The following is a 26,587-nucleotide window of genomic DNA, read 5'->3' as shown; positions in this document are numbered from 1 at the left end:
GGGATGGCGTCGTGACCGGTCTCCTCTCGTTGTTTCGCCGCCTCGAAGGCCCACAGACCGTCGGTCGCGGTCCGGCCTTCTGGGGTATGTTCGCTGTCGTGCTCATGGGCGCGCTCGCCTATCCACTGTTCAGCGACGGCTATACGGTCGGCAACACCGTCTACTTCTTCGTCTGGGTGTTCATCGCGCTAAGCCTTTGCCTGATCTGGGGCTATGGCGGCTCGCTGTCTTTTGGTCAGACCGCATTCTTCGGGATCGCGGGCTATAGCTACGGCATCCTCACCATCAATTTCGGCTCGGCATACGGTTTCACGCTGGTCGCGCTGGTGATTGCAGTGGCGATCTCTGCGCTGTTTGCGGTCCTGCTCGGCTACTTCATGTTCTTCGGCCGCATCGCTGGCGTGTTCCTCGGCATCGTGACGCTCGCCGTCACCCTGATGCTGGAACGCTTCATGGCACAGACCGCGGGACCGGAGTGGCACATCGGCAGCGCCCGGCTCAACGGCTTCAACGGCATGAGCGCGATGCCGCCGCTGACCATTCCCTGGCCGGGCGAACCGATCGTGCTGTTCGCCGATGTCGGGCTATACTACTTCGTGCTCGGCGTCCTCGTGTTGGTCTATCTTGGCTTACGCATCCTGATGAACTCATCGTTCGGCAACGTCATCGTGGCGATCCGCGAGAACCCGGAGCGCGCGGAGATGTTGGGCTACGACGTCCGCAAATACCAGCTCATCACTTTCGTCATTGGTGCCGCGCTCGCGGGGCTGTCCGGCGTGCTCTATACGGTGTGGGGACAGTATATCACGCCGTCGAGCATGGGGATGACGGCGGCCGCGCTCCCCTTGATCTGGGTTGCCGTCGGCGGCCGCAGCGATCTGACCTCGACGCTGATCGGCACGCTGATGGTGTTGGCCGTGTTCCAGGCGCTGACGATCTATGGCAGCCAGTATGCGCTCGTCTTCATGGGCGTGCTGCTGGTCCTCACGGTCCTGATCGCCCCTAACGGACTTGTGCTCGGGGCGATGAATTGGCTCGGGCGCGTGACCGGCCGTGTTACGCAGAGGGCCGGATGATGTCGCTGCTCGAGCTGCGCCAGCTGAACAAGCATTTTGGCGGCCTGCACGTCACCAACAGTGTCGATCTCACGCTCGAGCCCGGCGAGATCCATTGCCTGATCGGCCCGAACGGCGCTGGGAAGAGCACGCTGTTCCGCTTGATTTTGGGCGAGCATCATCCTGGTAGCGGCGAAATTCTTTTCGCGGGGGAGAACATCACAGCGCTAAAATCCTTTGCGCGGATACACCGCGGCCTCTCGGTGAAGTTCCAGGTGCCGGGCGTGTTCAAGGGTCTGTCCGTCCGCCAGAACCTCGAGATTGCGCTCCAGAGCCGGCATCGCGGCGCCGAGCTCGGGGACGAGATCGACCGTCTACTCGGCTTTCTCGGGCTGGAATCCGAACAGCAGCAGACCGCCGGAAATCTCAGCCATGGCCAGAAGCAGTGGTTGGAGATCGGCATGGCGATCAGCCTGAAGCCGCGCCTTCTGCTGCTGGACGAGCCGACGGCAGGCATGTCGCCGGAAGAGACCCACATGACGGGTGAGATGGTGCAGCGGCTCAATGCCGACGGGATGACCGTGCTGGCGATCGAGCACGACATGGCATTCGTGCGCCAGGTCGCTCAGCGTGTCACCGTCCTGCATCTCGGCCAGGTCTTTGCGCAGGGCTCGATCGACGAGATCGTGGCCGACGAGCGCGTGGCGGCGATCTACCTGGGGCAGGCCCATGCTTGATGTGCCGCGCAAGGAGGTGATCCTGTCGACGTTGGCCTTGCGCGCCGGCTATGGAGGAAAGCCGGTGCTCCAGGGGCTCGAAATCGATGTGCGGGAAGGCGAGATCGTCGCGGTGATCGGCCGCAACGGCGTCGGCAAGTCGACGCTGATGAAGAGCCTGATCGGGCTCGTTCCGGCGATGGGCGGCTCGATCGTCTATCGTGGCGAGGCGATTGAATCTCTGCCGGCGCACAAGCGGGCCCGCCTCGGCATGGGCTATGTGCCTCAGGGGCGCGACGTGTTTCCGCGTCTGACCGTCGGCGAGAACGTCGCCGTAGGCGCCGCGATTAAGGGCGGTGGAATTCCCGAAGCAGGCCGACGCAGGATTGTAGAGGCCTTTCCGATCCTCGCCGAGCGCTGGGATCAGCGCGCAGGCACCATGTCCGGAGGCCAGCAGCAGCAGCTAGCGATCGGACGGGTCCTGATTGCCGACCCCAACCTCATTCTGCTCGACGAGCCGTCGGAGGGCATCCAGCCCAACATTGTCCAGGACATCGCACGCAACATGGTCGAGCTCAATCACAGGACCGGCGTGACCATTATCCTGGTCGAACAGAATCTCGATATGATCCGCGCCATGGCGCAACGCTGCTATGTCATGGACAAAGGGCGGATCGTCGCAAGTCTCGATCGTTCCGCGCTCGACGACGAGGCGGAGATGCGCCGCCATCTTGCGGTCTGAACAGCTGCGCCCCAACCAAGGAGAATCACAATGACCTGGCAAGACAATTCGATTATGACACGCAAGGGCATCGCCAAGGGCAAGCGTGGGACGCAGTACACCATCACGGAGAGCGAGCAGGGCAAATACCACTATGTTTACGGCCCCTACGTGAAGCCTGTGTTGACCGTCGATCCCGGCGCGGTTGTTTCCGCCGAGACGCATGACGCATTCGAAGGTGCCATCAAGCACGAGACCGACAGCCCGTCGAAGATCCTCAACTTCCCGTTCCTCAATCCACAGAACGGACCCATTCACGTCAACGGCGCGGAGAAGGGCGACACGCTCGCGGTTTACATCGAGAACATCGTGCCGCGTGGACCTCAGCCTCGCGGCACCACCGTGATCATGCCTGATTTCGGCGGCCTGGTCTCGACCGGCCAGACCGCGCTGCTCAATCCGGCGCTGCCCGAACGGGTCAAGAAGCTCGAGATCGACGCCAAGACCGGGACAAAATGGAACGACAAGATCTCGCTGCCCTATGAGCCGTTCATCGGCACGATCGGTACCTCGCCAGAGATCGAGGCGATCTCCTCGCTGGTCCCGGACTATTATGGCGGCAACATGGACCTTCCTGACGTCGGCGTCGGCGCCATTATCTACCTGCCGGTCAACACTAAGGGCGCGCTGCTTTATCTCGGCGACTGCCATGCCGCGCAGGGTGACGGCGAGCTCTGCGGCGTCGCCATCGAACACCCGACCGTCACCACGCTGCAGATCGATCTGATCAAGGGCTGGACCATCGCCTGGCCGCGGCTCGAGACCAGCGACTTCATCATGACTATCGGTTCGGCGCGGCCGATGGAAGATGCGGCCCGCATCGCCTATCGCGAGCTTTGCCGCTGGATGGCGGCCGATTATGGGTTTGACGAGATCGACGCCTACATGCTGCTGACCCAGGCGGGACGTGTCCGCCTCGGTAACATGGTCGATCCTAAATACACGCTCGGCGCCTCCATCAAGAAGTCCTATCTCGGCTGAGGTCGGCCAGATCATGCCCACCGTTCACAAGGTCGCCGCCGTTCAGTTCGAGCCGATCATGTTCGAGAAGGAGCGCAACGTCGCGCACCTGCTCGAACTCTGCGAGCAGGCGGCGGTGGCCGGCGCAAGGCTCATCGTCACGCCGGAAATGGGCACGACAGGCTATTGCTGGTTCGACCGTGCCGAGGTTGCACCCTTTGTCGAGACTGTTCCGGGACCGACCACGAGCCGGTTTGCAGAACTTGCGAGTAGGCATGGTTGCTTTATCGTGGTTGGCATGCCGGAAGTCGACGAGGACGGCATCTATTTCAACACAGCGGTCCTGATCGGGCCCGACGGCATCGTGGGGCGCCACCGCAAGACCCATCCCTATATTTCCGAGCCAAAATGGGCGGCGTCGGGCGACCTGCATAACCAGGTGTTCGAGACGCCGATCGGTCGTATTGCACTCCTGATCTGCATGGACATCCACTTCGTGGAGACCGCGCGGCTGATGGCGCTCGGCGGTGCAGATGTCATCTGTCACATCTCGAACTGGCTCGCCGAGCGTACGCCGGCGCCTTACTGGATCAGCCGTGCGTTTGAGAACGGCTGCTATGTCATCGAAAGCAATCGATGGGGGCTCGAACGCACGGTGCAGTTCAGCGGCGGAAGCTGCGTGATAGCGCCGGACGGACAGCTGATTGCCGCGCTCGACAAGGGCGACGGAGTCCTGTTGTCCGAGATCGATCTCGATGCGGCGCGTGCACGCCGTGTATTCGGGGAGGCTGTGTTCCTGCAGCGCCGGCCGGAGCTTTATCCCGAGCTTGTCACCGATACGTTCAGCTGGAATCCCCGCGATTTCTTCGGCCTTTACGGCCACGAGCCGTTGCCGACCGGCAAGATCTCCCGCGTCAGTGTCGCGCAATTTGCGCCCGTCGATGATGCGGACCTGAACCTGAAAACGATCGAAAGCTATTCACGCAAGGCCAAAGACGAGGGCGTCGAGCTCATCGTGTTCCCGGAGTTGGCGGTCACGGGCCTGGCCGATCCGGCGATGTCGGCCCAACCGATACCGGGACCGGCGACGGAGGTGCTGTGCAAGATCGCAGGCGAGCTTGGCCTGTATCTCGTCTGCGGTCTGGCTGAACGTGCCGGCGATCTGCTTTACAACAGCGCGTGCCTGATCGCACCCGACGGAAAGATATCCGTCTATCACAAGACCCATCTTGCAACCGAGGATAAGAGCTGGGCGACCGCCGGCGAGGGCTGGACTGTGGCCGATACGCCGATCGGCCGTATCGGGCTGATGATCGGCCACGACGCGGCGTTTCCTGAGGCCGGCCGCGTGCTGGCGCTGCGTGGTTGCGATCTGATCACCTGTCCCGCAGCGATCAAGGGCCGCTTCAGTTCGTCGCATGCAGGCACGGACGTGACGCAACCGGATCCTATTCCCACAGGGGCCGATCCGCATCACTGGCATCATTTCCGCGTGCGCGCGGGCGAAAACAACGTATTCCTGGCCTTTGCCAACGTCGTGGATGCCAAACGAGGCTATCCCGGCCTGAGTGGTGTATTCGGTCCAAACACATTCGAATTTCCACGCCGCGAGGCGATTGTCGCCGAAGGCGCGGGTCTTGCGACGGCGCTTGTCGACACCAACAATCTCGACAGCGTCTATCCGACCAACGTGGTGCGGCGAAAGGACCTGGTGTCGATGCGCATGCCGCACAGCTATCGAGGATTGATCAAGGCCACCGCGAGCAACTACAGACCCGCTCCGAATGCCGTTACTCGGAGCTGAACCAAGAAGGGAGACTGACCATGGATCTCGGATTGAAGGGCGCCAAAGTTCTCATCACCGGCAGCACCAAGGGCATCGGCCGGGCAATTGCCGAGACCTTCGCCGTGGAAGGGGCTGATGTCGGCATCTGCGCCCGCAATCTGACCGAGGTCGAGAGCACGATTGTCGCGCTGAAGGCCAAGGGCGTCGCCGCCTATGGCAGCGCTGTCGATGTGTCGGACGGCGCTGCGCTCAAGGCGTGGGTCGGCAGCATGGCCGAGAAGCTTGGCGGGATCGACGTCATCGTCGCCAATGTCAGCGCACTCGCCATCGGGCAGGACGACGAAAGCTGGGAGAAGGAGTTTTCGACCGATATGATGGGCACCGTGCGGCTGGTGAATGCAGCCATGCCCTATCTGGAAAAGAGCGGCGGCGGAGCGATCGTCACCATATCGAGCGTCTCCGGGCGCGAGGTTGATTTTGCGGCCGGTCCCTACGGCACCTTCAAGGCCGCAATCATCCACTACACTCAGGGGCTCGCCAATCAGCTGGCGGCGAAAGGCATCCGCGCCAATTCGGTCTCGCCGGGCAATACCTATTTCGAGGGCGGGGTTTGGAATATGATCAAGGACAACAATCCCGAGCTCTACAACACCGCGCTCGCGCTCAATCCAACCGGGCGTATGGGAACACCGCAAGAGATGGCCAACGCCGTCGTATTTCTCGCCAGCCGCGCGGCAAGCTTCATCACCGGCACGAACCTTGTCGTCGACGGCGCCCTGACACGCGGCGTTCAGTTCTAGGTCATTGAGGGGGGAACCGCTCGGAGGTTGACGGACGATTGCAGTGCCTTCGAATTCGACCGGTTTGAAGTGCACACTGAGGGCACCCACTCGCTGTTCGTGTCGCCAGGTGCCCTTGATGAGGGCAGGCGACCGGCATTTCCGTTTCCGTCAGGTCAGGCGCCTCATTGCCGTGGTCCCGGAGATAAAAAGGGGCGGCTAGGCTCAAACGCTTCCCCCGGGGCATCTCCATCTCTTGTGCACACAGAGAGAGCGAAGTCGGCCAACCGACAGGGGTGGCTTCGCCACGCGAACACCACGTAGACCACTCTCCGGCATTTATAGCGCTATCCGGTTCAAAGACCGTTTCAGGGAAAGGCAGGGGTGAGCGTACGAGGTTGCCTGGAGTAGTATTGCTCCGCACTCGTATAATCACGAACTAGAGGAGCAGCGCAATCACGGGTGCAATAACTCGGTGTCTCTCCGGCGCTGAGCTATTGGTTTTTGGGCGTCCGTCACGGGTGCTCTGGAGGGCTGATTCATCAATCCCCGTTTTATGTTTTCGGCCTGCTCTTTTGTTGGTTTCTCAGCCCATTTTTCGTTCTTCAGCCTCGCTGGTCCCTCCACGATGGCCTCCAATTAGCAGGCCAAGAAATAGCCCCAGCGCTCCGGGCGCCTGGGAAGGCCAGCGCTGGGGCCCCGCTTTATCCGCGCTGGGCGAATAGGCGACTCTTTGGCGCATGGTGAGCCACCAAAGAGGCGACGACCGGTGCCAGATTGTTCGTCGGTGAAGGGTCAGAATCAGATGTGCGGCTCGTGATCGCTCCCCCGGCCACCACCACACCGACGGTGGGTTCATCGCCGAAATCTTGTTGGTCCGCAGCGCCACCAGATAGCTCTCGCCGCGCTGTGCATCAGGCCTGACGACCCCTCCGGATCTATGATTGGAAGTCGAGACTTCGCAAGATAATGCTTGGAGGAGTGCCTTCGAACTCCAATGCGACGTATTTGCGAGCCGCACGGTCCTCGATCAGATCGCGAAGTCTCATGAATTGGGCCTCACGCTCGTTCGGCTTCGACCGCGCCAGGCCTTCCAGATCATCCATGGCGGAGGTCGAGATGGCGCAAGGGATCTCCCTTTGGCCGTCGACCATCGAAAACAGCATGACCATTCTGTCAAATTCGTAGCCGATAAGGCGACCGCGTGTGAGCGTCATTCGACCGAACTCCCTTGGTGAGGCTCGCTTTCCAGAGGCCATCAGCGACGCATCCGTTCGTTCACGCCTCGCGGAAAAGCCGTGCAAATCCTCGAACATGGCCGTAACGAGATCACAATGCCGCGTATCTTTCGGCGCTAGTCTTGCGAAGTATAGATGCAAGACGTAGCGCCGCCTTAGCCACTGCCTCTGGCTACGAGCGCACCGCCGCGGGACCCTCCTTACTTCAAGGCTTTGGTGATCTTGTGCTCCAAGTGGCCGGTCTCATGATCACGGCGAAGCTGGCTCAATGATGTCTCATTCAGCTTAAGTAGAACCTCGCGGAGCTCCTCGGTGTCAGGATAGCCAGCCGCGAAGCTCTGACCGTACACTTTGCGCAACGTGCGAATGAGAGTGTTTCCGTGTTTGGCGCTTATTTCTCCGTCCATGTTGCGGCGGCGATTGTCGAGAGTTGCCTTACTCATGCTGGCCTCCGTGGTGCCGGCCGGCAGCATCCACCCGTCGAGACCAAATCGCAACAACGCGTGCTCGGGAAATGCAGTTTGAACTGTAAAGGCTTCAGGCGGCAACGGCCGATTGGCTCAAGGAGGGCCTGTTTAACTCGTCCCGCCTCTATCCGATGCGACCACGGACATTCGAAACGTTAGGTCAATGCAGTTGACGCACTGCTGAGCTCGTATCGCCAGTCGCACCGCCGCAGCGCGCGCTTTTTGGTTTCGCAAGCCTAGGGCGGGGGGCACCAGGACGCACGCATTGCGTCACGGCATGGGCCACGCTAGAGCAACCGTAACTTTTAGAGGTAGACACATGCCATATGCCTATAGGTTGAATCAAGACGTTCGCCACCAGCCCCAAGGTCCACAAGGACGTGCCGCAACTGATCCGCCAATGATTTACACCATCGTTCAGCTCATGCCCATCGAGGCAGATGGACGTCTTAGATACCGCATTAGGAGCAAGTCGGAGAATATCGAGCGAGTCGTTACGGAAGATCAGCTTTCGTATCATCAGTGATTTAACGCGCTTGATAATGGTAGGAGTCTAACGGTGCTAAATGATCGAGAAAATATCCTGAGCGCGCTCCGCGAGAAGTCGCTCAAATTGCGCGAGGTCATGAAGCGCGCCAACGTCGTGAATGAAGAAGTGTGCCAAACCCTTTTGTTGAAAATGCGGGACGAAGGTTTGGTGAAGTTCGATATCCACTCAGGGCGATGGCTCATCGGATGATTCATGGAAATGCGGCGGCCATCCAGCGCTGATCAGGACTCGCTGCGACTGTTAGGAACACCTCTCCGGGCTTGACTGATTGAGTGCCCGGTCCTGAGATCGTGTTTGTCGTGCATAGGTCGCTCTGCGCGCAACGCTGGCCCGTCCGGCGAGGTGTCGGACGGTGGCGCCGAACAGGTGCTCGCGTGATTCGGTGCCCATGCGGGGGATAAAGCGCGGTGCTAGCCAAATCGTCGAGCCTTCGCGCAAACAGAAACATGCTGCATTCGCGGTTGTTGCCGCGTTTCGGGTGGGCGGATCGAAATAACGCACCAGCAGGCTCGCTTGGTCCTCGTACCGTCACCCCAACTGGACTGCAGGTATGGATACGTGATGAGGCCAGCGATCGCAGCCGGTGCGATAGGCAGCGGATTGCTGACTAACACCCGAGGCAGGAGCCTGTTCGCGACCGCGAGGCGATTGAGCAGGTGCGAGCCAAGAGTATCTGCGCAAGCGATGCTGGTGACCGCGGGCTAGAAGATCTCCTCAGTGCTCTGTCTAGGCCACCTTTCCACACGCTTTGTTCGCCGCGGACCATCGCCGCTCGATTTCCTTCACGGCAAGCGTCATAGCCGGAGGATACTTTCGTGCCGCGGCCTCTGGTGTCATCGACCACGAGAAGAAGATCAGATGCCGAGAACCGGACCACCGCCAGATATCGTCAAGGCGATGGCGCTGATGCCGGCTTCGGATCCGCCTACGGATGACGCGTATCCATCCTTCTTCGTCTGGAAAAGGATAGCGTTGAGTCGCCTAATGCCAAGACATCATTCTTCAATAGGGATCTGCGTGTCCGTTTTCACGCGATCGATCACGACGAGGGTTCGGTAATTGTTGACCGAGTCGTTTTCCTCGAACACCTTGCGCGTGAACGACTCATAGCTTCGCATGTCCCGGGTCACGACGATGAGGACGAAGCTCGTTCCGCCCGTAACGTAGTAGCATTGCTGGACCTCGGGGGTCTTCCGGAAAGCCGCCTTGGCTGCATCGACCGTCGCCGATCGCTCGTCGCGCAGATAGACCTCCACTATCGCGGTGATGGACATCGCGACCGCATCCGGATCGACCACCGCCACGTTGCGCGAAATCACCCCCGTGGCCTCGAGTGCGGCCACACGTCTTTGCACCGCAGCCGTCGAAAGATTGACACTCTCGGCGATCGAGCGCTGCGGCGTCTTGTTATCCGTCTGAAGGATTCGAAGGATGGCTCGATCGAACTGGTCGAGCGGTGCGCGAGCGGACGGCTTTTTGGCCATGGGCGAGTAATTGTCTCGTTTGAAGGTGCATTTTAGGGCCCTTTTATCACTGAAGTGAGGATATTGCTCGCCCGCAATCAATTTTGGCGGGTCATCCTTGAAACACGGTTCGACACAGGCAGCGGGAATTGCGTATGGCGCCGCCGCAGGCGCGTTTTGGGGGGTCGCCTTCCTCGGCCCCGCGATGGTGGCTGATTTTGTCTCCCTTCAGCTGGCCGTGAGCCGCTACCTGATCTTCGGGGCAGTTTCCGCCGCTCTTATCCTGCCGCGCTGGAGTGGCATTGCCGGCAGGCTTGGACGGTCCGACTGCATCACGCTCGCTTGGCTGGGGCTGGTGGGCAACACGCTTTACTACGTGCTGATGGGAAGTGCCGTGCAGCTCGGTGGCATTGCCACGACGTCGCTGGTGATCGGCTTCCTGCCTGTCGCGGTCACGATCGCCGGAAGCAGCGCCAAGGGTGCCGTCCCCATATCGCGCCTTGCGCCGTCGCTGCTGCTGTGCTCGGCCGGCGCGCTGTGCATCGGATTGCAGGCTCTAGTATTGCCATCGCCGCGATCGTTCATGCAGCAAGGAGCCGGATTGTTCTGCGCTATCGGCGCGCTGATCTCCTGGACCAGCTACGCCATTGGCAACAGCCGCGCACTTGCACGCTTGAAGCACGTGTCCGCCCATGAATGGAATCTGCTCACGGGTGTTGCGACCGGTCTCCAAGGGCTCGCGCTGATCCCGTTTGTCGCGTTCATCAATACAGGGCACGACGCGATGGCTTGGACGCGGTTTGCCGCCGTATCGGTCGGAGTCGCAATGCTCGCTTCGATCGTCGGAAACGCGCTCTGGAATCGCATGAGCAGGCTACTCCCGCTGACGCTCGCGGGGCAGATGATCCTTTTCGAGACGCTATCTGCGCTGATCTACGGCCTTGTATGGGAGAAGCGTCTCCCCACGACGCTCGAGGCAACAGCGTTCTGCTTCGTCGTGCTGAGTGTGGCGACGTGCGTTCATGCGCACCGTATGCCGTCGGCAGCTACGACGCGAGCGTAGCTGATTTCGGCAAGAGATCAAATCTAAACGTCACTAATCTCTTTTTCGCTTCGTGTGCGTCCCTGATAAAGCGGAGGCGTTAGCACAAAGATGTTGCTGACGGTGGAGCAGGCGGAGTGCGGAGCGTCTCGACGCTGACCTGTCCAAGTTGTGGGCATCAATCGACTGAACGCGAGCCAATCGAACCGTCTACCTTGAGCCCCGCGCTTGTCGGATCGCGTACTATCCCGGTCGAAAGACGCGAGTAGGCGCTTCAAAAGCGTGAGGCCATCTCGTAGGCCCTCCTGGAGTCAAGCTATGATGATCTTGGTGCCGATGCTTTCGATCGCCTTTGCGTCGGAATCCGCGATTCCATCGTCGGTAATGAAGGCGTGAATCAAATCGGGCCCGCCGAGCCGCTTGAAGGAGTTTCGAGTCGCCTTTGTGGAATGCGCGACGAGGTAAACTTCCTTCGAAGCCTTGATCATTGCCTGCTTGATGGCGAGGTCCTTCGGCGCCTTGTTCGGGGGACTTTGAGCACGACAGCATTGCAGGTGCTGTTGTGTTGCCCAAAATGCAAAAGCGTCGTTCGCCTGGTCGGTGAGAGGGATCGATTGAAAAAGTGCTGCCGTCCTAGATTCTCGATAGCGCCGCAACGCCACTCACCTTGATCTGCGTCAATATTGCCGGAGCACGCAGGATCAGCGTCCCGCCATGTCAGCGCGGTACGACTGGGTTGCTATTGCCGGATACGCCTCCATAGCGGTCGCGGCGGCAGCTCTCATTGCTTTCTTTGTCCTCTAGTCTTGGACGCTTGGCAGTACCCTGATACCGAACTTTCACGGGCTATGGCACAAACTGCACTGCCCAAGGGGAAGTTCCGGGCTTAACCTATGATAATGTTTGCCCTGTCGGGGTGTGCCATGGACGAGATCGTTTTTCGCGCGGGCATCATTGTCTTGGGGCTGTGCCCCGTCGCACTCACCGCCATTGCCTTGTTCATTTGAGATCTGAAAGGCTTTCGGCCTGTTAGTGTACGGTCGCGGATACCGCGATCAGCTCTATTTCCATCTCTCGCTGATCGAGGTGGCGTTCACCGCCGCTCTCGTAACCTTGGCGATCTATGCGTTGTGTGCGCTGATGATGGTATTATAAGGCCGCCTTTTCCCAGCCATGACGGCGCTCGCTGGTCCAGCGATACCCATCATCGACTGCCTCCACCACTCAGTCCTCGGAAACTTGGGTATTGAGACTCTCGGGAGAAAGGTCGCATTTCGGCCTGTCATCTCTGTCTCTGGAGGCCGTTGCCGGTCTCCTGGACGATTTTTGGGCCGTCGTCTCCGAAAGATGAAGCCCGTTCCTCGGACCATTGGAACGCGCTCTAATGGATCTGCGGAGTCTAGCCTGTGGCTCCTTGCGGGCGGCCGCCAGCGCGCGTCACGTATTCCGATGTTGTAGCAGCAGGGTCACGCGAGGCAGCTCTTTACCGAGATGGTAGGAGCGCGCGCGAATGACGGCTTCGCTGTCTGCCAGGTTGAGGCGCTCGATCCCTCGCTGGAGTTCATGCCAGTCGCGGATGAGAAATGTCTCCACCCAGTGGGTGGGGTCGCTGACATCACGCGATAAGGCCCAGGCTACTGCGCCGTCGCGATATCGAGAAAGCCGAACGTCCGCCATCGCAAGGCGAAACGCCGCGGCGTCAGACGGATCAACCTCGTAACTAACCGCGGCCCGCAATCGATGTTGGGCGCTGTGCAGAAGTGGTGCCATCTCTTCGGCGATCGACAGTGCAGGCGGAGCCGTTGTGGCCGAGGCCGATGGATCATCGATCTCAGCCGGGAGCTGTATGGCCCGCGTGACAAGCGCAATCGCGCAGCCCACAAGGCCCGCGGCGAGGATTGTTCCTGTCAGACCGGCGTAATCGCCGAGCCAACCCCAAAGGATCGCTCCAAGGCCCATGGCTCCATTGAAGATCGCCTGGTACAGCGCCAGCGCGCGAGCGCGCACCCAAGGCGCGGCCGCCAATTGCACCGTTGCCTGCAGGTTCGAGGCGCCGACGATCCAGCCGATGCCGAACACGAACAGAGCTGCATAGGCGATCGTCGCACTGGGAACAACGGCAAGCGGCACCATTGCAAGGCCGCACGATGCGCCGGCCAGAAAGATCAGGTTGTTGCGTGGAAACAATTTGCTCAGCGCGGGCATGATCAAGCCGCCCAGCACTGCACCGGTACCGATGACGCCCATCATCAGGCCGAAAGATGCGGATGAAAGCCCCAGGACTTGACGGACGTACAACGGCAGCAGGGCCCAGATCGCACTCGCGCAGCCGAAGAATGCCGCTGAGCGAACGAGCGTGCTCCGCACCACCGGCTCAGCCAGTGCATAAACGAGGCCGATGCGCATCGCCGACTGAAACGGCTCGGGCGGGACGTTGTTCGTCGCCTGTTTCCGCGGGAATGTCAAAAAGATGCCGACGACGAGAGCAACGAAGGCGAAGGAAGCCGCGTTCGCTGCGAAGGCAGCGGTCGCGCCGGAAGCCGCCAGGATCAACCCGCCAATTGCAGGACCGATGGCTCGGGCGATATTGAACCCGACGGAGTTGAGAACCAGCGCTTGTGCAAGCCACAGGCGTGGCACCGTAAGGGGAACCGAAGCGGCCCATGCCGGGCCGTTCAGCGCGGCGCCCACCGCCAGCAGGATGGTCAACAACAATAGCATCGCGGGATCAACGTTTCCCACTGCCGCAACGATCGCGAGGATCGCGGACGCGGCTAACATCAGCATGTTGGTCAGGATCAGCAGGCGCCTGCGGTCCATCAAGTCGGCAATGGCTCCAGCCGGGAGGGCGAGAAGGAGCACCGGCAGCTGCGCCGCCGCCTGGACCAGGCTGACCATTATCGGGCTCGGCGCCAGATCCGTCATGATCCACGCGCTCGCGGCGTTCTGGATCCAGGTGCCCAGGGCAGAGACGGCGTTGGCTAGCCACAGCCATACAAATGCGCGACTTGCGAACGGCGCCCAAGCGGAACTTTCCGACGCGCGGTCGGGAGCATCTGTGGCTGCTTCATGCTGGGAAGACATCGAGAGTCCCGACAAGCCAATAATTACGCCTAAGGCCGGCGACATCGGCCGCCAAGATGGCCGACAATCGCAGTTCGATCCGCTCGCCAGCCCACCCGAGCCTTCGCCTGCCAGCCGGTGCAGCTATCAAATCATAGGGGCGTGATCCCTGCCAGACTCGACTGCGATGAAGATCGGCGTTGAGGCCAATCGATTCGTAGACGGCCCATCGGACAAAAATCGCTTCCAGATCGATCCACCGGGAAGACCAGACAACTCTATCCAATTGCCGAGATCGATATTGCCCCGATGCATAATCCTACCAGCCCGGACAAAAACGCGGTGATGAGCCATTTCATCAGCCCGTGAGCTGCCGCATTGGCAGTTGAGCTGATGGCTTGGCTAACGAAGTGCACCCCATACGCTTCGAGACCGTGCAAAATGATACCGCCCCCAACCCAAACCAGCGCGGCGGTTCCGGTTGCGGGCGCGCGACGCTACGCTCGATATCACGATCGTCGTCGGATGGACCATCGAAAGTCCGTTGTGACCGACCGGCGGGATAGCTTAGCTTCGTTACCTTGGCGCCGTGGAGCGGATGGCGGGCTTTCTTGGATGCGTTGGCTAAGGTGCCCCACTGATCGACCAACCATCACCGCGATTGCCACCGCCGTCAGCAGGGTTGCTACGACGAATGCTTCTGCACATTGACTCTCGGGCGGCGTTGACCGGAACTCCTCGTCGCTAGTCGCGATCCGAGTGGGGCGTTCAGTTGGTCTTCGTCCCTGCTCACGGCTCGTGCCTATTTCACGCGCCTCAACTTCGCCCAGCTGACTGCATCCTCTAGCCGGTCGTCACCCCAGAACAGTTCACCGTCGACTACAAAGTTCGGGGAACCAAAGATGCCTAATGCCCTGGCACGGTCGGTCTCATTCGATAAGGCTTGCCCGACATCATCACTGCGGGCCCGTTCCATAATGGGGGCTCGGTCTTGTCCAATTGCATGCAAGCTCGCGCTGACGTTTGGCTCGCTCCCGGTTTCAAGCCCCAACTGAAACCACTGACGATAGGCTTCACGGATAAACGCCTGGCCCCAGCCTTCCTGCATGCCGAGCAACGCGACCTGATTTGCAAACACCGACTGTTTCGCAGGATAGGGCGCTGGCAGCTTCACTGGAATACCGTGCATCGCCGCCCGCCGCCCGACATCCCGCCACATGTAGCTCATCTTCGCCGGCTTGTCTGCGAATGGCACATGCTTCATCTCGTTGAGGATGGTCAGTAGGTGAAAGGGTCGCCATCGAAAGACGAGCCCGCTGGCGCGCTCGACCTCCGGCAGCCGCATCACCGTGAGATATGAATAGGTACTTCCCATAGTGAAGAAAAAATCGATCGAGGGCGCAGGCATGGCATACTCCCCGATGTGAAGCGCTCATCCTAGCGAGGTTCGCATGAGAAGTCGCCTACCGACGATCGTCGCGGCGCTAGGGGGCGACCGGTTCGATCGGAGCATCGCACGCGCTGTATCGCGGCCGTTCTCCTACGGTCGCTGTATTGCAAGCTCGGTAGGCACGCGCGCTCATGCCGGCATAAGCAAGCGAACTCCCTGGTACGATCCCAACACCGAAGAGTCTCGCCACCTTGTCGCTTGATTTAGATCAAGGTGCGCTCTTGGGGCGGATAGTTCCGTTCCAAAGGGATAGCCGGCTCGGCACCCGCCCGCCGTTCGGCAGACGGCACCGCGCATCAATGTTTTAAGAACACGCTGATCAAGGGGAAGGCTGCGGCCGGCTCAAATGGGGTGTTAGATGATTACAATTCCAAGATTAGTAGCGGACGCTTTGGCATCATTCCTGACGTCAGAAACTAAGGATCGCTTTGGCCATTCACACGCTCGCCTGGCTGAGGCCATTCCCTTCGCGGCCAAACTCACAATGGAGTGCATTGGTAACAGCGATGCCCCGTATCACAACGTTGAGCATTCAATGCTTGTTACCCTTGCCGGGCATGACATCCTGATGGGCCGACAGATCTTCCGGGCAACCACTGCAAGCGATTATGCCAATTTCATTGTGGCATGTCTTGCACACGATATCGGATACGTTCGTGGAATTGTGCATGGAGATGACAACGAATCCTATGTCACAGATCTCAGTGGGCACACGATTCGCCTGCCAAGGGGCTCGTCCGATGCCGCCCTCACACCTTATCATGTGGATCGTTCCAAACTATTTGTCACCGAGCGCCTCGACGGAGCCGAAGAAGTTGACGCCGCGCGAATTGCCCGAGCAATTGAATACACTCGGCTTCCTTATGCGGTATCCTCGGAGGATGACTTGATCGAAGAAGAGGGATTGTTGCTGCGGGCTGCTGATCTTATCGGGCAACTCGGCGATCCGAACTATCTGAGAAAGGCAAACAGACTCTTTTACGAATTTGAAGAGATCGGCCTGAACAAACAGCTCGGCTACGATACGCCGGCAGACGTCGTCTATAAATATCCACAATTCTATTGGAACACCGTCGCTCCGCAAATTCAGACGGCGATACGCTACCTCAATCTCACCTCGCGCGGGCGCCAATGGATAGCAAACCTTTACGGGAATGTTTTCCGAGCGGAGCGTGAACTGCACCTCTCGGGTCCACAACCGTGATTATGCTGCATCCCGGATTCTGCCGAACATCCCCTTTTATGCCCTTGTAGTAGTCGACGAAGCTAATCGCCAAAGCTTGTAAGCAAGTCTCCTGATCGCTGCCCTTGCACCCCGCGGCCGCAAGGCTACGTCGCCTTTGGGGCATGGGCGTCTGTTTGAGCCCCACCGGATGACTTCCGGTCTTAACTCAACTTGGGACTTTTTCCCGCGCCGCGCGGTGTCGTAATTCTCCTGACCGGGACCGACGATTAGTCCGTCAGCACCGGATGCCTTCATTTCTTCGACGATCGGCGCGTATGTTTCTTCACTGGGACCCGCTGGCAAGAGGGCTGGCGTAAGTGAGAGGTCCAGCTGTTCGGCTGCTCGTCTCACCGCCTGACCTATTGGACTGCCCCATATGAACTTGAAGCCCTGCGTCAAACGACAGAAGAACGACTTGCGCGCCGGCGGAGTAGTGTCAGCAGCGTAATGCGCCTCGGCGTGGCAGCCTGTTGCAGCGAATTCGACCCTTTTTCTTTCTAGGTCTCGTAAGTGTTGCGAGCCGATTCAGAGATTCGATGCTCATTCAGCCTTTCTAGTTAATAGTTCCGTTGAAAATCGCCTGCCGACGCCGCGTTATCGGCGGCGAGCAGGCCGGTGGGCGCCAGTCCGCGCTTTCGTTTGTTACGATCCACGTTATCCAGCACGCTGCTGCAGTTCTGAGCATTCCTCAACGCGCGCCGAAGGTGAGGCCGGCGCGCTTCTGCAGACGCTCGCGCAAGGCCAGACCCATCAGCGCGCCCGGCGTCCAGATGCCGCCCTCGCCCTGCATGTCGCGCACCAGGCAGAGCGCGCATTCGGCGATCATCTTGCTGGTCGAGCCGTAGCCCGGATCGCGGTCGCCCGTGACGACCGCCTCGACCCCTCGGCCGTCCGGCAACTCGCCCAGGAAGAGGATGTCGTAGGAGCCCTTCTCGCGCTCTTCCCGAGCCGGGCCTGCGCCCGGTCTGAGCCCGCCGGTCCCGAACAAGGAAACCATCGTGGCGAACGTCTCCGTGGCCACGCGACCAATGTCTCTAAATCCCGGCGCGACCATCATCTCGTCGTAAACGAAGTCCGAGCCGTAGGGATGTCCCAAAAGGAAATTCGTGCGGTGCACGTTCTTGGTGTTAACCGGCGCCATGGGGAACGGCACGAGCAACACCTTCATACTCGGGTCGTATTCGGGGATAAGGCCCGACGGCTGTGACGGCCCGGTGAACCCCGGCGTCAACGCGAAGGGGTCGGTCAGCAGCCGGATCAGGGCCGGGTCGCGCGCGGCGGCCGCAAGGGTCGCCTGGGCGCTCGCTGCGGTGCCGCCAGACATGCTGCCTTTCACCTTGCGCAGGCGGGCTTTAACGCGCGGCGCGGGGTGACCAAATTTCTCGCGAGCCTTCTCCTGCAACGTGAGTACGCCGAGATCGAACGGGATGGAATCGAAGCCGCAGGAGAAGACGATGCGCGCTCCGGTCCGTTTCGCGTCATCGTGATGGGCGTCAATCATGCGCCGCATCCACGCCGGCTCGCCGCACAGATCTACATAGCCAGTGCCCGTGGCTGCGCAGGCCGCCACAAGCTCGGAGCCGTAGAGCTGATAAGGCCCGACCGTCGTGATAATCACGGTCGCACGCTCGCACATTGAACGCAGGCTGGCTGGCTCGCCGGCATTCGCCTTCAGCAAAGGCAAATCGTCTGGTGCGCCGATGTCGGCACGCACTTTCTGAAGCTTGTCGGTCGAGCGTCCGGCAATCGCCCAGGACGGAGCATCGTCGCCTCGATAGGACGCCGCCAGATATTCGGCGATGAGACCGCCGGTGTAACCCGTCGCGCCGTAGACGATGAGGTCGAAGTCACGCTTCACGATGCTGGTCCTCCTCAAGACCCGGGAGAGCGCCAACCCTTGCTCGGACCGGTCTTCCGTGGGCTGAATAGCACCAGCTTGCCTGGCGCACCCATTCGATCACCTCGTCGGCGCGGGCCGAGTAGCGCCTAAGAGGTCGGGATGCCAGGCCATTTTGTCCTGTCCCGGAGCCCGGCATGGACACAAGGACGCGCAGCAAGAGCCATTCGAGGGGTGGCCGCTTTCATTCCCATCGCGTTGACGGAGGATACCATAGTTCCTGTACTGGGGAGCGCAACGTCCGGTTGCGTCAAGGCGTACCGCCGCCAAGCGGGGCGAGCGGCCTGCCCGTGCGGCTGGGGTATATGCGGGTCGCAACTGCGCCCCAACCCGAACTAGGGATAATGTTTTATAATGGCCTACAACAATAGTATCTATTACCTCAGAAGCTAACAAAATGAAGGTAAATGAAAACGATATTCTCCATCTACGAGGCTGCCGATCTGCTGGAACGTGACCGGACAACCTTGGTCCGCGCCTTGCGGCATACGACGCCCGACGGCCACACTGCCGCCAACACCGCCATCCCGGTCGGGCCCGTCGAGAGATGAGGGTGCGGGGTCTAGGCGGCGCCATGCGTTCCCGCACGAGACACGGCTCTCCACGGAGTATCTCGTGCACCTCAAGCACGGTGCGGATTGGGAGCGGCCTGCCGTAGGTCTCCCCATACTCTCGCCACAAGCCAGTCAATTGCTGCGGCAATGACAGGTGCAGGGATGGGGTCGACTTTCCTATGCTTTACCCGACGAAACGTGCACCCGCGTCCAGGACAGGGCCTCCGCATATACCGCCGCACCCTCCTCGGATCTGATACCGAGGCCGTCGAGCAGCTTGCCGGCAAGCATCTTGCGTTCACGGTAGGTCGGCAGCGTCTTGATGGCGTGGTCGACGGGCTTGTGAGCGGAGACGATCTCGGCCATCGGCGGCATGGCCTCCCAACGGCTCAGGGAAGGGCGTACCTGCGATTTGGCCAATCACCCGGTCTCGGAAAGCGGGACCACATGCCGGTCGCAGTACCTGCAGAGCGCTGCAGGTACGAGCCAGTGGAATTCCGGCCAACGTCGGGGACCAATCAGCCTCAAACGGTCAGGCTTCAGCGATGTGTGGCCGTGCGCGGACGCAGGCCACGACCCGATGACAGATTTTGGCGAGCGCGGCTTAGCCGTCTTCCGCAGTATGCTCGTAGATCGCGCGCGACAATGCTTATCGCCGCCGATGCGGTTTATGTACTGGAGGGTCTGCTCCGGTAATTGCCCGATACCACGCGGCATCTGACTGCACGCGGGCCTTAGCAGCGGCAAGATCCGATTGTGCCCGATAGAACTGACTAAGGCCGAGGTAGCAATCGGTGCGCGCCGGTCCGTGAGGCATCGTGTCGCAGTTCATCTGCGCGCTCGCAACGCCAGGAAAACTCGCCAGCAAGAGTGCGACGACACTTGTGCTCAAATGTGTCATGCCACCTTCCGGGGCTCTTGAGGGTTGCCGATTTTCCAACCAAGCTGATGAAATTATTGGGTCTCAAATCCGACGGAAAGGCAGACGTCCCGGCGAACAGTGAATGTCAACCATGGGTTGGCCGATGTGAGCCGATTTCGTCAAGTGACGAGGGTCACTTTCGTAGCGGCGCACGCTAGCAAATGAAGATATTGTCTTGCCAAAGTGCTGACTATGTAGCGGCGAACGCCACGCCAAAGGGGACGCCGTGATGGCTCGTGATCCGCGCATCACTCAGCGCCGAGGGCGGCGGCGCCGCCAGATCCCGTCTGCCGCGACCTCAGCAGCGGCAATCGAGGCCGACCCTCGCATGGCGATGGCCGGCGTCGGGCAGGCCGGCGCAATGATCGCTCGCCCTGAAGGGTTTCGTAAAGGACTTCAAACTGCCGGACTGTGTGTTGCCAGCGACGGCGCAAGATGAGCGTCGAATACCGAAGCGACGTGCCGGGCGAGGAACTCCGCACCGTCACTTACTGAGAGCCGGTCGGCGACCATAGTCACGACGCCATCTGCGATGAGACTATCGATTCGAGAACGATCGACGACGGCCGATTCCGGATTTCTGCCGTGAAGACGGGATACCTTGGGTAGGTCGACGGCCATGTTGCACATTATCCGCTCGATGATGTCGGCGCGGAAGAGGTCGTCTGCCGTGAAGGCATACCCCTTCACGGTTGCAAGCCGATCCTCGGCGATGCGCGCAAGATAGTCGCGGGTCGCCGCAACGTTCTGCACAAATCCTCGAGGCATCCGGCTGATGGCGCTCGCGCCCAGGCCGATGAGGGTATCGGCGGAATCGTCAGTGTAGCCCTGGAAGTTCCGACGCAACCGACCCTCCCGCTTCGCCTCGGTGAGACTGTCGCCGGGAAGGGCGAAGTGATCGAAACCGATGCGCTCATAGCCGGCGTCGACAAGCGCGTCCGCGATGGTCTCGGACTGCAGATGCCGCTCGATGCTGTCAGGGAGTGACGCTTCCGCGATCTTGCGCTGATGCTTCTTGAACGATGGTATGTGTGCATATCCGAACACGGAGAAGCGGTCCGGGCGGAGTTCGATACACTTCGCGACGGTGTCTACGCACGACTGCACGGTCTGCGCCGGCAAGCCGTAGAGCAGATCAAAATTGATCCGCGCGATGCCCGCCCGGCGCAGTCGCTCCACAGATCTCGCGGTCTGTTCGAAGCTTTGCAAGCGGTTGATGGCGCGCTGGACGGCGGGATCGAAGCTTTGCACGCCCAGACTTGCTCGGTTGACGCCACTGTAGCCCATCGCTTCCGTCATCGGTTCGGTCAGAGTGCGTGGGTCGATCTCGACGGCGACCTCGGCGGTCGGCAGTACAAAATAGGAATAGCGAAGCACTCCAACGAGATCGGCAAAGGTCTCGGGCGTCATGACGGTGGGCGTGCCGCCGCCGAAGTGGATGTGTGAGATCGGGAGGCGCTGGCCGATGGTTTCGGCGATCAGGTGCGCCTCGGTGCGTAGACCCGATGCGTAGATCGCGATGGGGTCGTCGGGCTTCGTGATGGAAGTGTGGCAGCCGCAATACCAGCACATGGAGCGACAGAACGGCACGTGTAGATAGATCGAAGCGGGCGTCCGGACCGGGATCGATCGGAGCCATCGCCGATAGTCGGTGTCGCCGATCGTAGGGGCGAAGTGCGGAGCAGTGGGATAGCTGGTATAGCGAGGGAGCCGATCCTGCCCGTATTGTCTTGCGAGGTCTAAGCGCATGTCTGTCTTCCGTTTGCGGCGACATTGCTGGGAATCGTGGGCGCCAACGTTGCGCTGGATCAACTTGGGAGCGTTAGAACGGATTGACGATGGCAGGGATCACTACGGCGACCAGGATGACGGTCGGTATCCCGGCGGCGACGCGACCCCATTTGCATCATGTCTGCGCTTCCCCTTGGTTCGGGCCGGTCTATGTCCGGCGCAGCAGTTTTGTGACGTTGCGGGCTAAGCCCGACACCACCGACGGGGAAGGTTCGACAACGAGCCGAAAGCCGAGATTGGTTGGCGGAATGCCAGTGGCGCAGCCACCAGACTTTGGATCACGGATGAAGTCGGTCATGTAGGTGCGATGGGCGCCTTCAACGACGCGAACGCCGCAATTGGTGTTGGTGATGCGCTCGCGGCCGTCGTCGAGCGATGCTCGGATGAAGCAACTGTTCGTCCACTCCCAGACGTTGCCACCGATGTCCAGGAGTCCATTGCTGTTGGTTCCGAAGGTGCCGATCGGCCGGGGTGCGGCCTCGTTCGGCCGGGAACGCGCGGACTCGGCTTCGTAACGGGCAATCCATGCCTGGGCGGGATCGGCAGGATCGACGAGAGGCAACACTTCATCACGTGCTTTTTCCGCCGCCGCCAGCGTCCATTCCTCGTCGGTCGGCAGGCGATACATGACGCCTGTCCTTTGCGAGATCCAGGCTGCATAAGCCGATGCGTCGTGCCAGCTGACGCCGACGATGGGTACATCTAGTGCATCGGGGAGGGGAACGCGTGGGCAGGCGCCATCGTCCGCGCAGGCAGCGTATTCGCCGGCCGTGACGAGGCTCTCCATGATGACGAGGTCCGCGGCGAGACGGACGTCACGAAGCGGCCCGGCGACCGGTTTGCCGTTACGCGAGAAGTCTCCGGCGGCCCGGTAGCTGAAGGTAACGGAGGAGAGACGAAGTGTAAGGTCCGGATCATGCGCAGGAGCTGACGTCAGAACGGAAGTGAGGACCGGTGCGGCGAGCGCGCCGGCGACCAACGCCAACTTCACTTTCATCAGCATCAGCATGATGGTGCTCCTTGAAGGAGCGGCCCGCGGCCGGAGCCGCAGGCCGCCCGGCTCTGCTTAGCGAGTGACGGCCATCGGTTCGGCGGCGCCGACCTTGTCCGGCGGGATCGGGCCGGGAGGCGAGACCTGCTTCATCAGATCATCGTTCCACTTGCCGTCGACTTTGATATGCGCCGTGGCGCCGAGCTCGACCGCCTCGATTAGGTTGTGGTTGACGTAGGCGTAAACGCCGGGTTCGCGGAACGTGTAGAGCGCGGCCCCCGCAGAGCCACCACGCACCAGCCAGGTCTCGAGGTCCTTCTGGGGCGGGTTGTTGAACTTGCCGGTCTCCCAGACGTAGTCGCCATGCCCACCGATCAGGTGCGGACGAGTGTCTCGGTTGGCCTCGGAGTGCACGATCAGCACGGTTTCCCCGACCTTCGCCGTCAACGCATTTTTGCCGGTCAGCGCTCCGACCCGTCCCTCGAAGACTTCGTGCGTCGGGATCAGCTTCCGCATGACTTCCGTCGTATCGGCGTAGGACTCGCCGAGCGTTTCGTAGGTCTTGTACTTGCCGTTATCGTCCTTTGGCACGTAGAGGTCGTTTTCCCCGATGTAGAAGACCTTGTCGTAGTGCAACTTATTGCCCTCGCCGTCCTTCAGGCCGTCGCGCGGCAGCACCATGACCGTTCCGTGCATCCCGGAGACGACATGCCACGGGATCATGCCTTCCGGCGCGCAGTGGTAGATGAAGACGCCCGGCCGGGTTGCTTTCCAACGCAGGACGGCCTGTTCGCCGGGATTGACCTTCGTCAATGCCCCGCCACCAAGTCCCCCCGTCGCCGCGTGCAAATCGATGTTGTGCGGCATTGAGTTGGTCTCGGGATTGACGAGGGTGAGCTCCATGTAGTCACCCTCGTGCAGAACCATCATCGGACCTGGCATCGAGCCATTATAGGTCATCGACCAGAACTTGGTGCCGGCGTCGTCGATGACGACCTGCTTTTCCTGAATGGTCAGCTTGAACTCGAGGATCTTCGGTCCAGCCGTGGTCGCCTGTTCGTGCGAATGCACGAAGGGCGGGGCGACAAGGTCGACGCGCTCGCGCGGCAGTTTGAGGTCGTCCGGCGGCCCTGCAAATGCCGGCGCTGTCATTATCAGCGCCGCGATCGCGACGCCCATCAAAGCGGTCCTTCTCGTGAGCATGACGCTCTCCATCGATTGCAAGCTCTCGTTCGATGGTTGGATCATGCGCGATCCACGCGCCAATCTCTTTGTCCCGGAACAATGAGCGCGACAGATTCACCGATGAGTGCGTTCAGCGGAAGCAAAGAGAGCTTGTGCTCGAACGACTACCGTGGACGCGTGGCAAGAAACGCAGGGCCGACCGCCGAGATACGGCCGACGCAGTGATGCGTCGCTGGCATCCCCGCCTTTCTGGACTTCCGGATACGATGGTCGGATATCCGGCCACAACCCTTTGATTCGGTCGATGAGGCGTGCGAGGGAACAAGATGTTGGGCTGACCTGTTCCTGCCGTGGAGGCCGGAAGTAGCGAGGGGCGCAGCTTAGAGCCCGTGCTTGCGGGCCTGAATGGATTCGCCGCCTTCGGCGAGGTCGTGAAGCCGGTGAGCGTCGCGCAGCACGATCCGCTTTCTGCCACCCTCGACGATGCCCTCGCTCTCCCAGGCGCTAAGAATGCGACTCACGGTATGGAGTGTCGTGCCGGTCATCTCCGCGATATCCTGGCGGCTGATAGGAAAGTCGATCTCGACGCCGGTATCGACTTTCCGCCCCGCCTGTTTGGCCAGCCGCAGCAAAGTATGCGCGACGCGCTGCTCCACCTGCTCGTTCGACAATTCCATCACGCGGGCCTGGGTGTCCTGCAGGCGGCTGCCAACGGTTTGCAGCGCGCTGGCGGCGAGGCTCGGATATTTGGCGATCAGGCGGTGCCACGAAGAAGAGGGCCAGGCCAGCGCGATGCTGTCGACAGCGGCGACCGCAGTTGCCGGATATTGCGTCAGGTTCATGGCCTGGGCCACCCCGAAGAGCTCGCCTCCGGACACATAGCGGACCACCGATTGTTGACCCTGTGGTGTGGTCTTTTCCACCCGCAGGTGCCCGTGCAGCAGGAGATAGAAGCGGTTCGCCTCCGCACCCTGGTCAAAGACTGCCGTACCCTTGGGGTATCGGATCGACCGGGCTTCGTGCAGCAGTTCATCCTGGTCGGCGGGCGAAAGCCCGGCGAACATCGGCAGGTTAGCGACCAGCGACCGGTCGACAGCGGCCATCGATACCCTCGCTACAGAACGCCACGGAGATTACCCCGAGCCACACTAAGCCTCAACGGGACGCATCCTCATATCCCGAGGAACCCGCCGCGAGGTTGCGCTGGCGCAATGTCCGGAGCCCCGACCAGGGCTATTTGAACGGCGGAGCCCGGTCCCTCCCGAGCGCGAGCCCTCCAGGTCAGCGCTTCGATCCCACTCGAGTGCAGACAGCCGAACTCGAGGTCGCAATATCCTGAGCAAGTGCAAGCCACCCATCGCGTGGACCAGCGCGATTCATGCGGGCATGAGAGCTATCTGCGTCGCAGTTTGCGCTCCGACAAAGAGACGCCGACCGCCTCGACCTACGGTGTCTCCAGTCGATCGGGAAGGACGTCCATGGCGACAATGCAGAAGCTCAGGACCTATCAGGGACCGGCACTCTTTTCATACGGGTTTCGGCCTTTTTTTCTCTTTGGCGCGGCTTACGCCGGCGTCATAATTCCGCTGTGGCTTGTGGTGTTCACAGGCCACATCACGCTCCCGACCGCGTTCGCACCCCGCGACTGGCATGTCCATGAAATGCTGTTCGGCTACGTCGGCGCGGTCATCGCCGGCTTTCTGCTGACGGCGGTGCCGAACTGGACGGGGCGCCTTCCTATACAGGGTGTTCGCCTTGTTGTCCTGTTTGCCGTCTGGGTAGTCGGAAGGGGCGCGACGACGTTCTCGGACGTTCTTGGATGGCAGGTCGCGTTAGCGCTCGATGCGATCTTTCTGCTGCTACTCGCGGTCGCGGTCGCTCGCGAGATCGTCGTCGGCCGCAAATGGAACAATCTGAAAGTCGTCACCATCATTACACTGCTGGCCGCCGTCAACATAGCCTTCCACGTCGAAGCACATCTCTGCGGATTTGCCGAGTATTCGACGCGCGCCAGCGTGGCCTTGGTCGTCATGCTCGTCTGCGTGATCGGAGGCCGGATCGTACCAAGCTTCACGCGCAATTGGCTGGCTCGCCGCGAACCGGGACCGTTACCTGTCCCGTTCAATCGCTTCGACGCCGTCACATTGGTCTTTGGTGCCTGCGTCATGGTCGCCTGGGTGCTCGCGCCGTCCGGCAGGCTGGTCGCGACCGCCCTGGCTTTCGCCGGGGTCCTCCAGTTCATTCGGCTTGTCCGCTGGGCCGGTTATCGGACTTCGTCGGACCCGCTCGTTCTTATCCTCCACATCGCCTACGCTTTCGTGCCGGCCGGCTTCTTGCTCTCTGCGCTGTCTGCTTTGGACGTCGTCGCGCCTGGAGCCGGGATGCATGCCTGGACGGGCGGCGCGATCGGCGCGATGACACTCGCCGTCATGACGCGCGCCTCACTCGGCCATACGGGGCAGGCATTGTCGGCTTCCGTTCTCACACAGGTCATCTACGCTGCCGTCGTCGTCGCCGCGATGGCACGAGTCTGCGCGTCGGTCGATTCGAGGCATTCGGTGGTGCTGCTGACTGTCGCGGGTGTCGCCTGGGTGGGAGCATTCATCGGATTCGCATTCGCGTACGGTCCGCTGCTTTGCCACGCTCGAAAGCTCTGAGGCAGCGATGATTGG

The 26,587-nt window shown here is 60.9% G+C and carries 23 protein-coding genes and 1 pseudogene; 11 read left to right on the top strand and 13 right to left on the bottom strand.

Annotated features, from left to right (window positions below; all coding sequences use genetic code 11):
* Window positions 1-11: 11 nt before the first annotated feature.
* From JQ586_RS12890 to JQ586_RS12865, 6 genes are read left to right on the top strand one after another with little or no spacing between them, the layout of a single operon-like run.
* Complete coding sequence (locus JQ586_RS12890; RefSeq protein ID WP_212394930.1) at window positions 12-1,076, top strand: branched-chain amino acid ABC transporter permease; 1,065 nt, start codon at window positions 12-14, stop codon at window positions 1,074-1,076.
* Window positions 1,076-1,792 carry an ABC transporter ATP-binding protein gene (locus JQ586_RS12885; RefSeq protein ID WP_212394991.1) on the top strand — a complete coding sequence of 239 codons (717 nt, stop codon included), beginning with the start codon at window positions 1,076-1,078 and terminating at the stop codon, window positions 1,790-1,792. The genes JQ586_RS12890 and JQ586_RS12885 overlap by 1 nt, the downstream gene beginning before the upstream one ends.
* Window positions 1,785-2,513: an ABC transporter ATP-binding protein gene (locus JQ586_RS12880; protein WP_212394929.1), complete on the top strand. Its 729-nt coding sequence runs from the start codon at window positions 1,785-1,787 to the stop codon at window positions 2,511-2,513. Before JQ586_RS12885 ends, JQ586_RS12880 begins: the two co-directional genes overlap by 8 nt.
* A gap of 30 nt (window positions 2,514-2,543) precedes the next feature.
* Complete coding sequence (locus JQ586_RS12875; protein WP_212394928.1) at window positions 2,544-3,533, top strand: acetamidase/formamidase family protein; 990 nt, start codon at window positions 2,544-2,546, stop codon at window positions 3,531-3,533.
* A gap of 13 nt (window positions 3,534-3,546) precedes the next feature.
* A complete protein-coding gene (locus tag JQ586_RS12870) occupies window positions 3,547-5,316 on the top strand; it encodes a nitrilase-related carbon-nitrogen hydrolase (protein ID WP_212394927.1) in 1,770 nt (589 codons plus the stop codon).
* Between the two features lie 20 nt (window positions 5,317-5,336).
* Window positions 5,337-6,098: an SDR family NAD(P)-dependent oxidoreductase gene (locus JQ586_RS12865; RefSeq protein WP_212394926.1), complete on the top strand. Its 762-nt coding sequence runs from the start codon at window positions 5,337-5,339 to the stop codon at window positions 6,096-6,098.
* Between the two features lie 917 nt (window positions 6,099-7,015).
* On the opposite strand, the gene JQ586_RS12860 is transcribed toward JQ586_RS12865, so the two are convergent.
* Both JQ586_RS12860 and JQ586_RS12855 read right to left on the bottom strand, forming a co-directional pair.
* Window positions 7,016-7,294: a DUF1488 family protein gene (locus tag JQ586_RS12860; protein ID WP_212394925.1), complete on the bottom strand. Its 279-nt coding sequence runs from the start codon at window positions 7,292-7,294 to the stop codon at window positions 7,016-7,018.
* 221 nt (window positions 7,295-7,515) lie between these two features.
* Entirely contained in the window at window positions 7,516-7,758 is a 243-nt protein-coding gene (locus tag JQ586_RS12855) for a hypothetical protein (RefSeq protein WP_212394990.1), read from the bottom strand.
* A gap of 583 nt (window positions 7,759-8,341) precedes the next feature.
* On the opposite strand from JQ586_RS12855, the gene JQ586_RS12850 reads away from it, so the two are divergent.
* Window positions 8,342-8,521 carry a hypothetical protein gene (locus JQ586_RS12850; RefSeq protein WP_212394924.1) on the top strand — a complete coding sequence of 60 codons (180 nt, stop codon included), beginning with the start codon at window positions 8,342-8,344 and terminating at the stop codon, window positions 8,519-8,521.
* Window positions 8,522-9,327: 806 nt separating this feature from the next.
* Here JQ586_RS12850 and JQ586_RS12845 read toward each other — a convergent pair.
* On the bottom strand, window positions 9,328-9,816 hold the full coding sequence (locus tag JQ586_RS12845) for an Lrp/AsnC family transcriptional regulator (protein ID WP_212394923.1): 489 nt from the start codon (window positions 9,814-9,816) through the stop codon (window positions 9,328-9,330).
* Between the two features lie 97 nt (window positions 9,817-9,913).
* On the opposite strand from JQ586_RS12845, the gene JQ586_RS12840 reads away from it, so the two are divergent.
* Entirely contained in the window at window positions 9,914-10,858 is a 945-nt protein-coding gene (locus JQ586_RS12840) for a DMT family transporter (protein ID WP_212394922.1), read from the top strand.
* A gap of 290 nt (window positions 10,859-11,148) precedes the next feature.
* Here JQ586_RS12840 and JQ586_RS12835 read toward each other — a convergent pair whose 3' ends face one another.
* The 4 genes and pseudogenes from JQ586_RS12835 to JQ586_RS12820 all read right to left on the bottom strand — a co-directional run bounded on the left by JQ586_RS12835 (window position 11,149) and on the right by JQ586_RS12820 (window position 15,308).
* Window positions 11,149-11,493, bottom strand: coding sequence for a hypothetical protein (locus JQ586_RS12835; RefSeq protein WP_212394921.1), 345 nt, complete (start codon window positions 11,491-11,493; stop codon window positions 11,149-11,151).
* A gap of 781 nt (window positions 11,494-12,274) precedes the next feature.
* Window positions 12,275-13,921, bottom strand: a complete 1,647-nt coding sequence (locus JQ586_RS12830) for an MFS transporter (RefSeq protein WP_212394920.1) — start codon at window positions 13,919-13,921, stop codon at window positions 12,275-12,277.
* Between the two features lie 257 nt (window positions 13,922-14,178).
* A pseudogene (locus JQ586_RS41505) lies at window positions 14,179-14,370 on the bottom strand (DUF808 family protein); the annotation flags it as partial.
* 332 nt (window positions 14,371-14,702) lie between these two features.
* Entirely contained in the window at window positions 14,703-15,308 is a 606-nt protein-coding gene (locus JQ586_RS12820) for a 2-hydroxychromene-2-carboxylate isomerase (RefSeq protein ID WP_212394919.1), read from the bottom strand.
* A 400-nt stretch (window positions 15,309-15,708) separates the two neighbouring features.
* Between JQ586_RS12820 and JQ586_RS12815 the strand changes: the two genes are divergently transcribed.
* Entirely contained in the window at window positions 15,709-16,554 is an 846-nt protein-coding gene (locus tag JQ586_RS12815) for a metal-dependent phosphohydrolase (protein ID WP_212394918.1), read from the top strand.
* Between the two features lie 709 nt (window positions 16,555-17,263).
* On the opposite strand, the gene JQ586_RS12810 is transcribed toward JQ586_RS12815, so the two are convergent.
* Window positions 17,264-18,433, bottom strand: a complete 1,170-nt coding sequence (locus JQ586_RS12810) for a trans-acting enoyl reductase family protein (protein WP_212394917.1) — start codon at window positions 18,431-18,433, stop codon at window positions 17,264-17,266.
* Window positions 18,434-18,879: 446 nt separating this feature from the next.
* Between JQ586_RS12810 and JQ586_RS12805 the strand changes: the two genes are divergently transcribed.
* Entirely contained in the window at window positions 18,880-19,023 is a 144-nt protein-coding gene (locus JQ586_RS12805) for a hypothetical protein (protein ID WP_212394916.1), read from the top strand.
* 180 nt (window positions 19,024-19,203) lie between these two features.
* Here the strand turns inward: JQ586_RS12805 and JQ586_RS12800 are convergent, their stop codons facing one another.
* From JQ586_RS12800 to JQ586_RS12780, 5 genes are all read right to left on the bottom strand, one after another.
* Entirely contained in the window at window positions 19,204-19,392 is a 189-nt protein-coding gene (locus JQ586_RS12800; RefSeq protein ID WP_212394915.1) for a hypothetical protein, read from the bottom strand.
* 952 nt (window positions 19,393-20,344) lie between these two features.
* The gene (gene hemN / locus JQ586_RS12795) at window positions 20,345-21,697 is read right to left on the bottom strand and encodes an oxygen-independent coproporphyrinogen III oxidase (RefSeq protein ID WP_212394914.1); all 1,353 of its coding nucleotides are present in this window, start codon (window positions 21,695-21,697) and stop codon (window positions 20,345-20,347) included.
* Between the two features lie 190 nt (window positions 21,698-21,887).
* Window positions 21,888-22,748, bottom strand: coding sequence for an SUMF1/EgtB/PvdO family nonheme iron enzyme (locus tag JQ586_RS12790; protein WP_212394913.1), 861 nt, complete (start codon window positions 22,746-22,748; stop codon window positions 21,888-21,890).
* Between the two features lie 57 nt (window positions 22,749-22,805).
* A complete protein-coding gene (nirK, locus tag JQ586_RS12785; protein ID WP_212394912.1) occupies window positions 22,806-23,933 on the bottom strand; it encodes a copper-containing nitrite reductase in 1,128 nt (375 codons plus the stop codon).
* Window positions 23,934-24,295: 362 nt separating this feature from the next.
* On the bottom strand, window positions 24,296-25,018 hold the full coding sequence (locus tag JQ586_RS12780) for a Crp/Fnr family transcriptional regulator (protein ID WP_212394911.1): 723 nt from the start codon (window positions 25,016-25,018) through the stop codon (window positions 24,296-24,298).
* A 375-nt stretch (window positions 25,019-25,393) separates the two neighbouring features.
* Between JQ586_RS12780 and JQ586_RS12775 the strand changes: the two genes are divergently transcribed.
* On the top strand, window positions 25,394-26,572 hold the full coding sequence (locus JQ586_RS12775; protein WP_212394910.1) for an NnrS family protein: 1,179 nt from the start codon (window positions 25,394-25,396) through the stop codon (window positions 26,570-26,572).
* Window positions 26,573-26,587: the final 15 nt, after the last annotated feature.

The sequence above is a fragment of the Bradyrhizobium jicamae genome, from assembly GCF_018130215.1.
In the GTDB taxonomy this organism is placed as follows: Bacteria; Pseudomonadota; Alphaproteobacteria; order Rhizobiales; family Xanthobacteraceae; genus Bradyrhizobium; species Bradyrhizobium jicamae_A.
The sequence above is the reverse complement of the archived record's forward strand: the minus strand, read 5'-3'. Positions and strand labels throughout refer to the sequence as shown.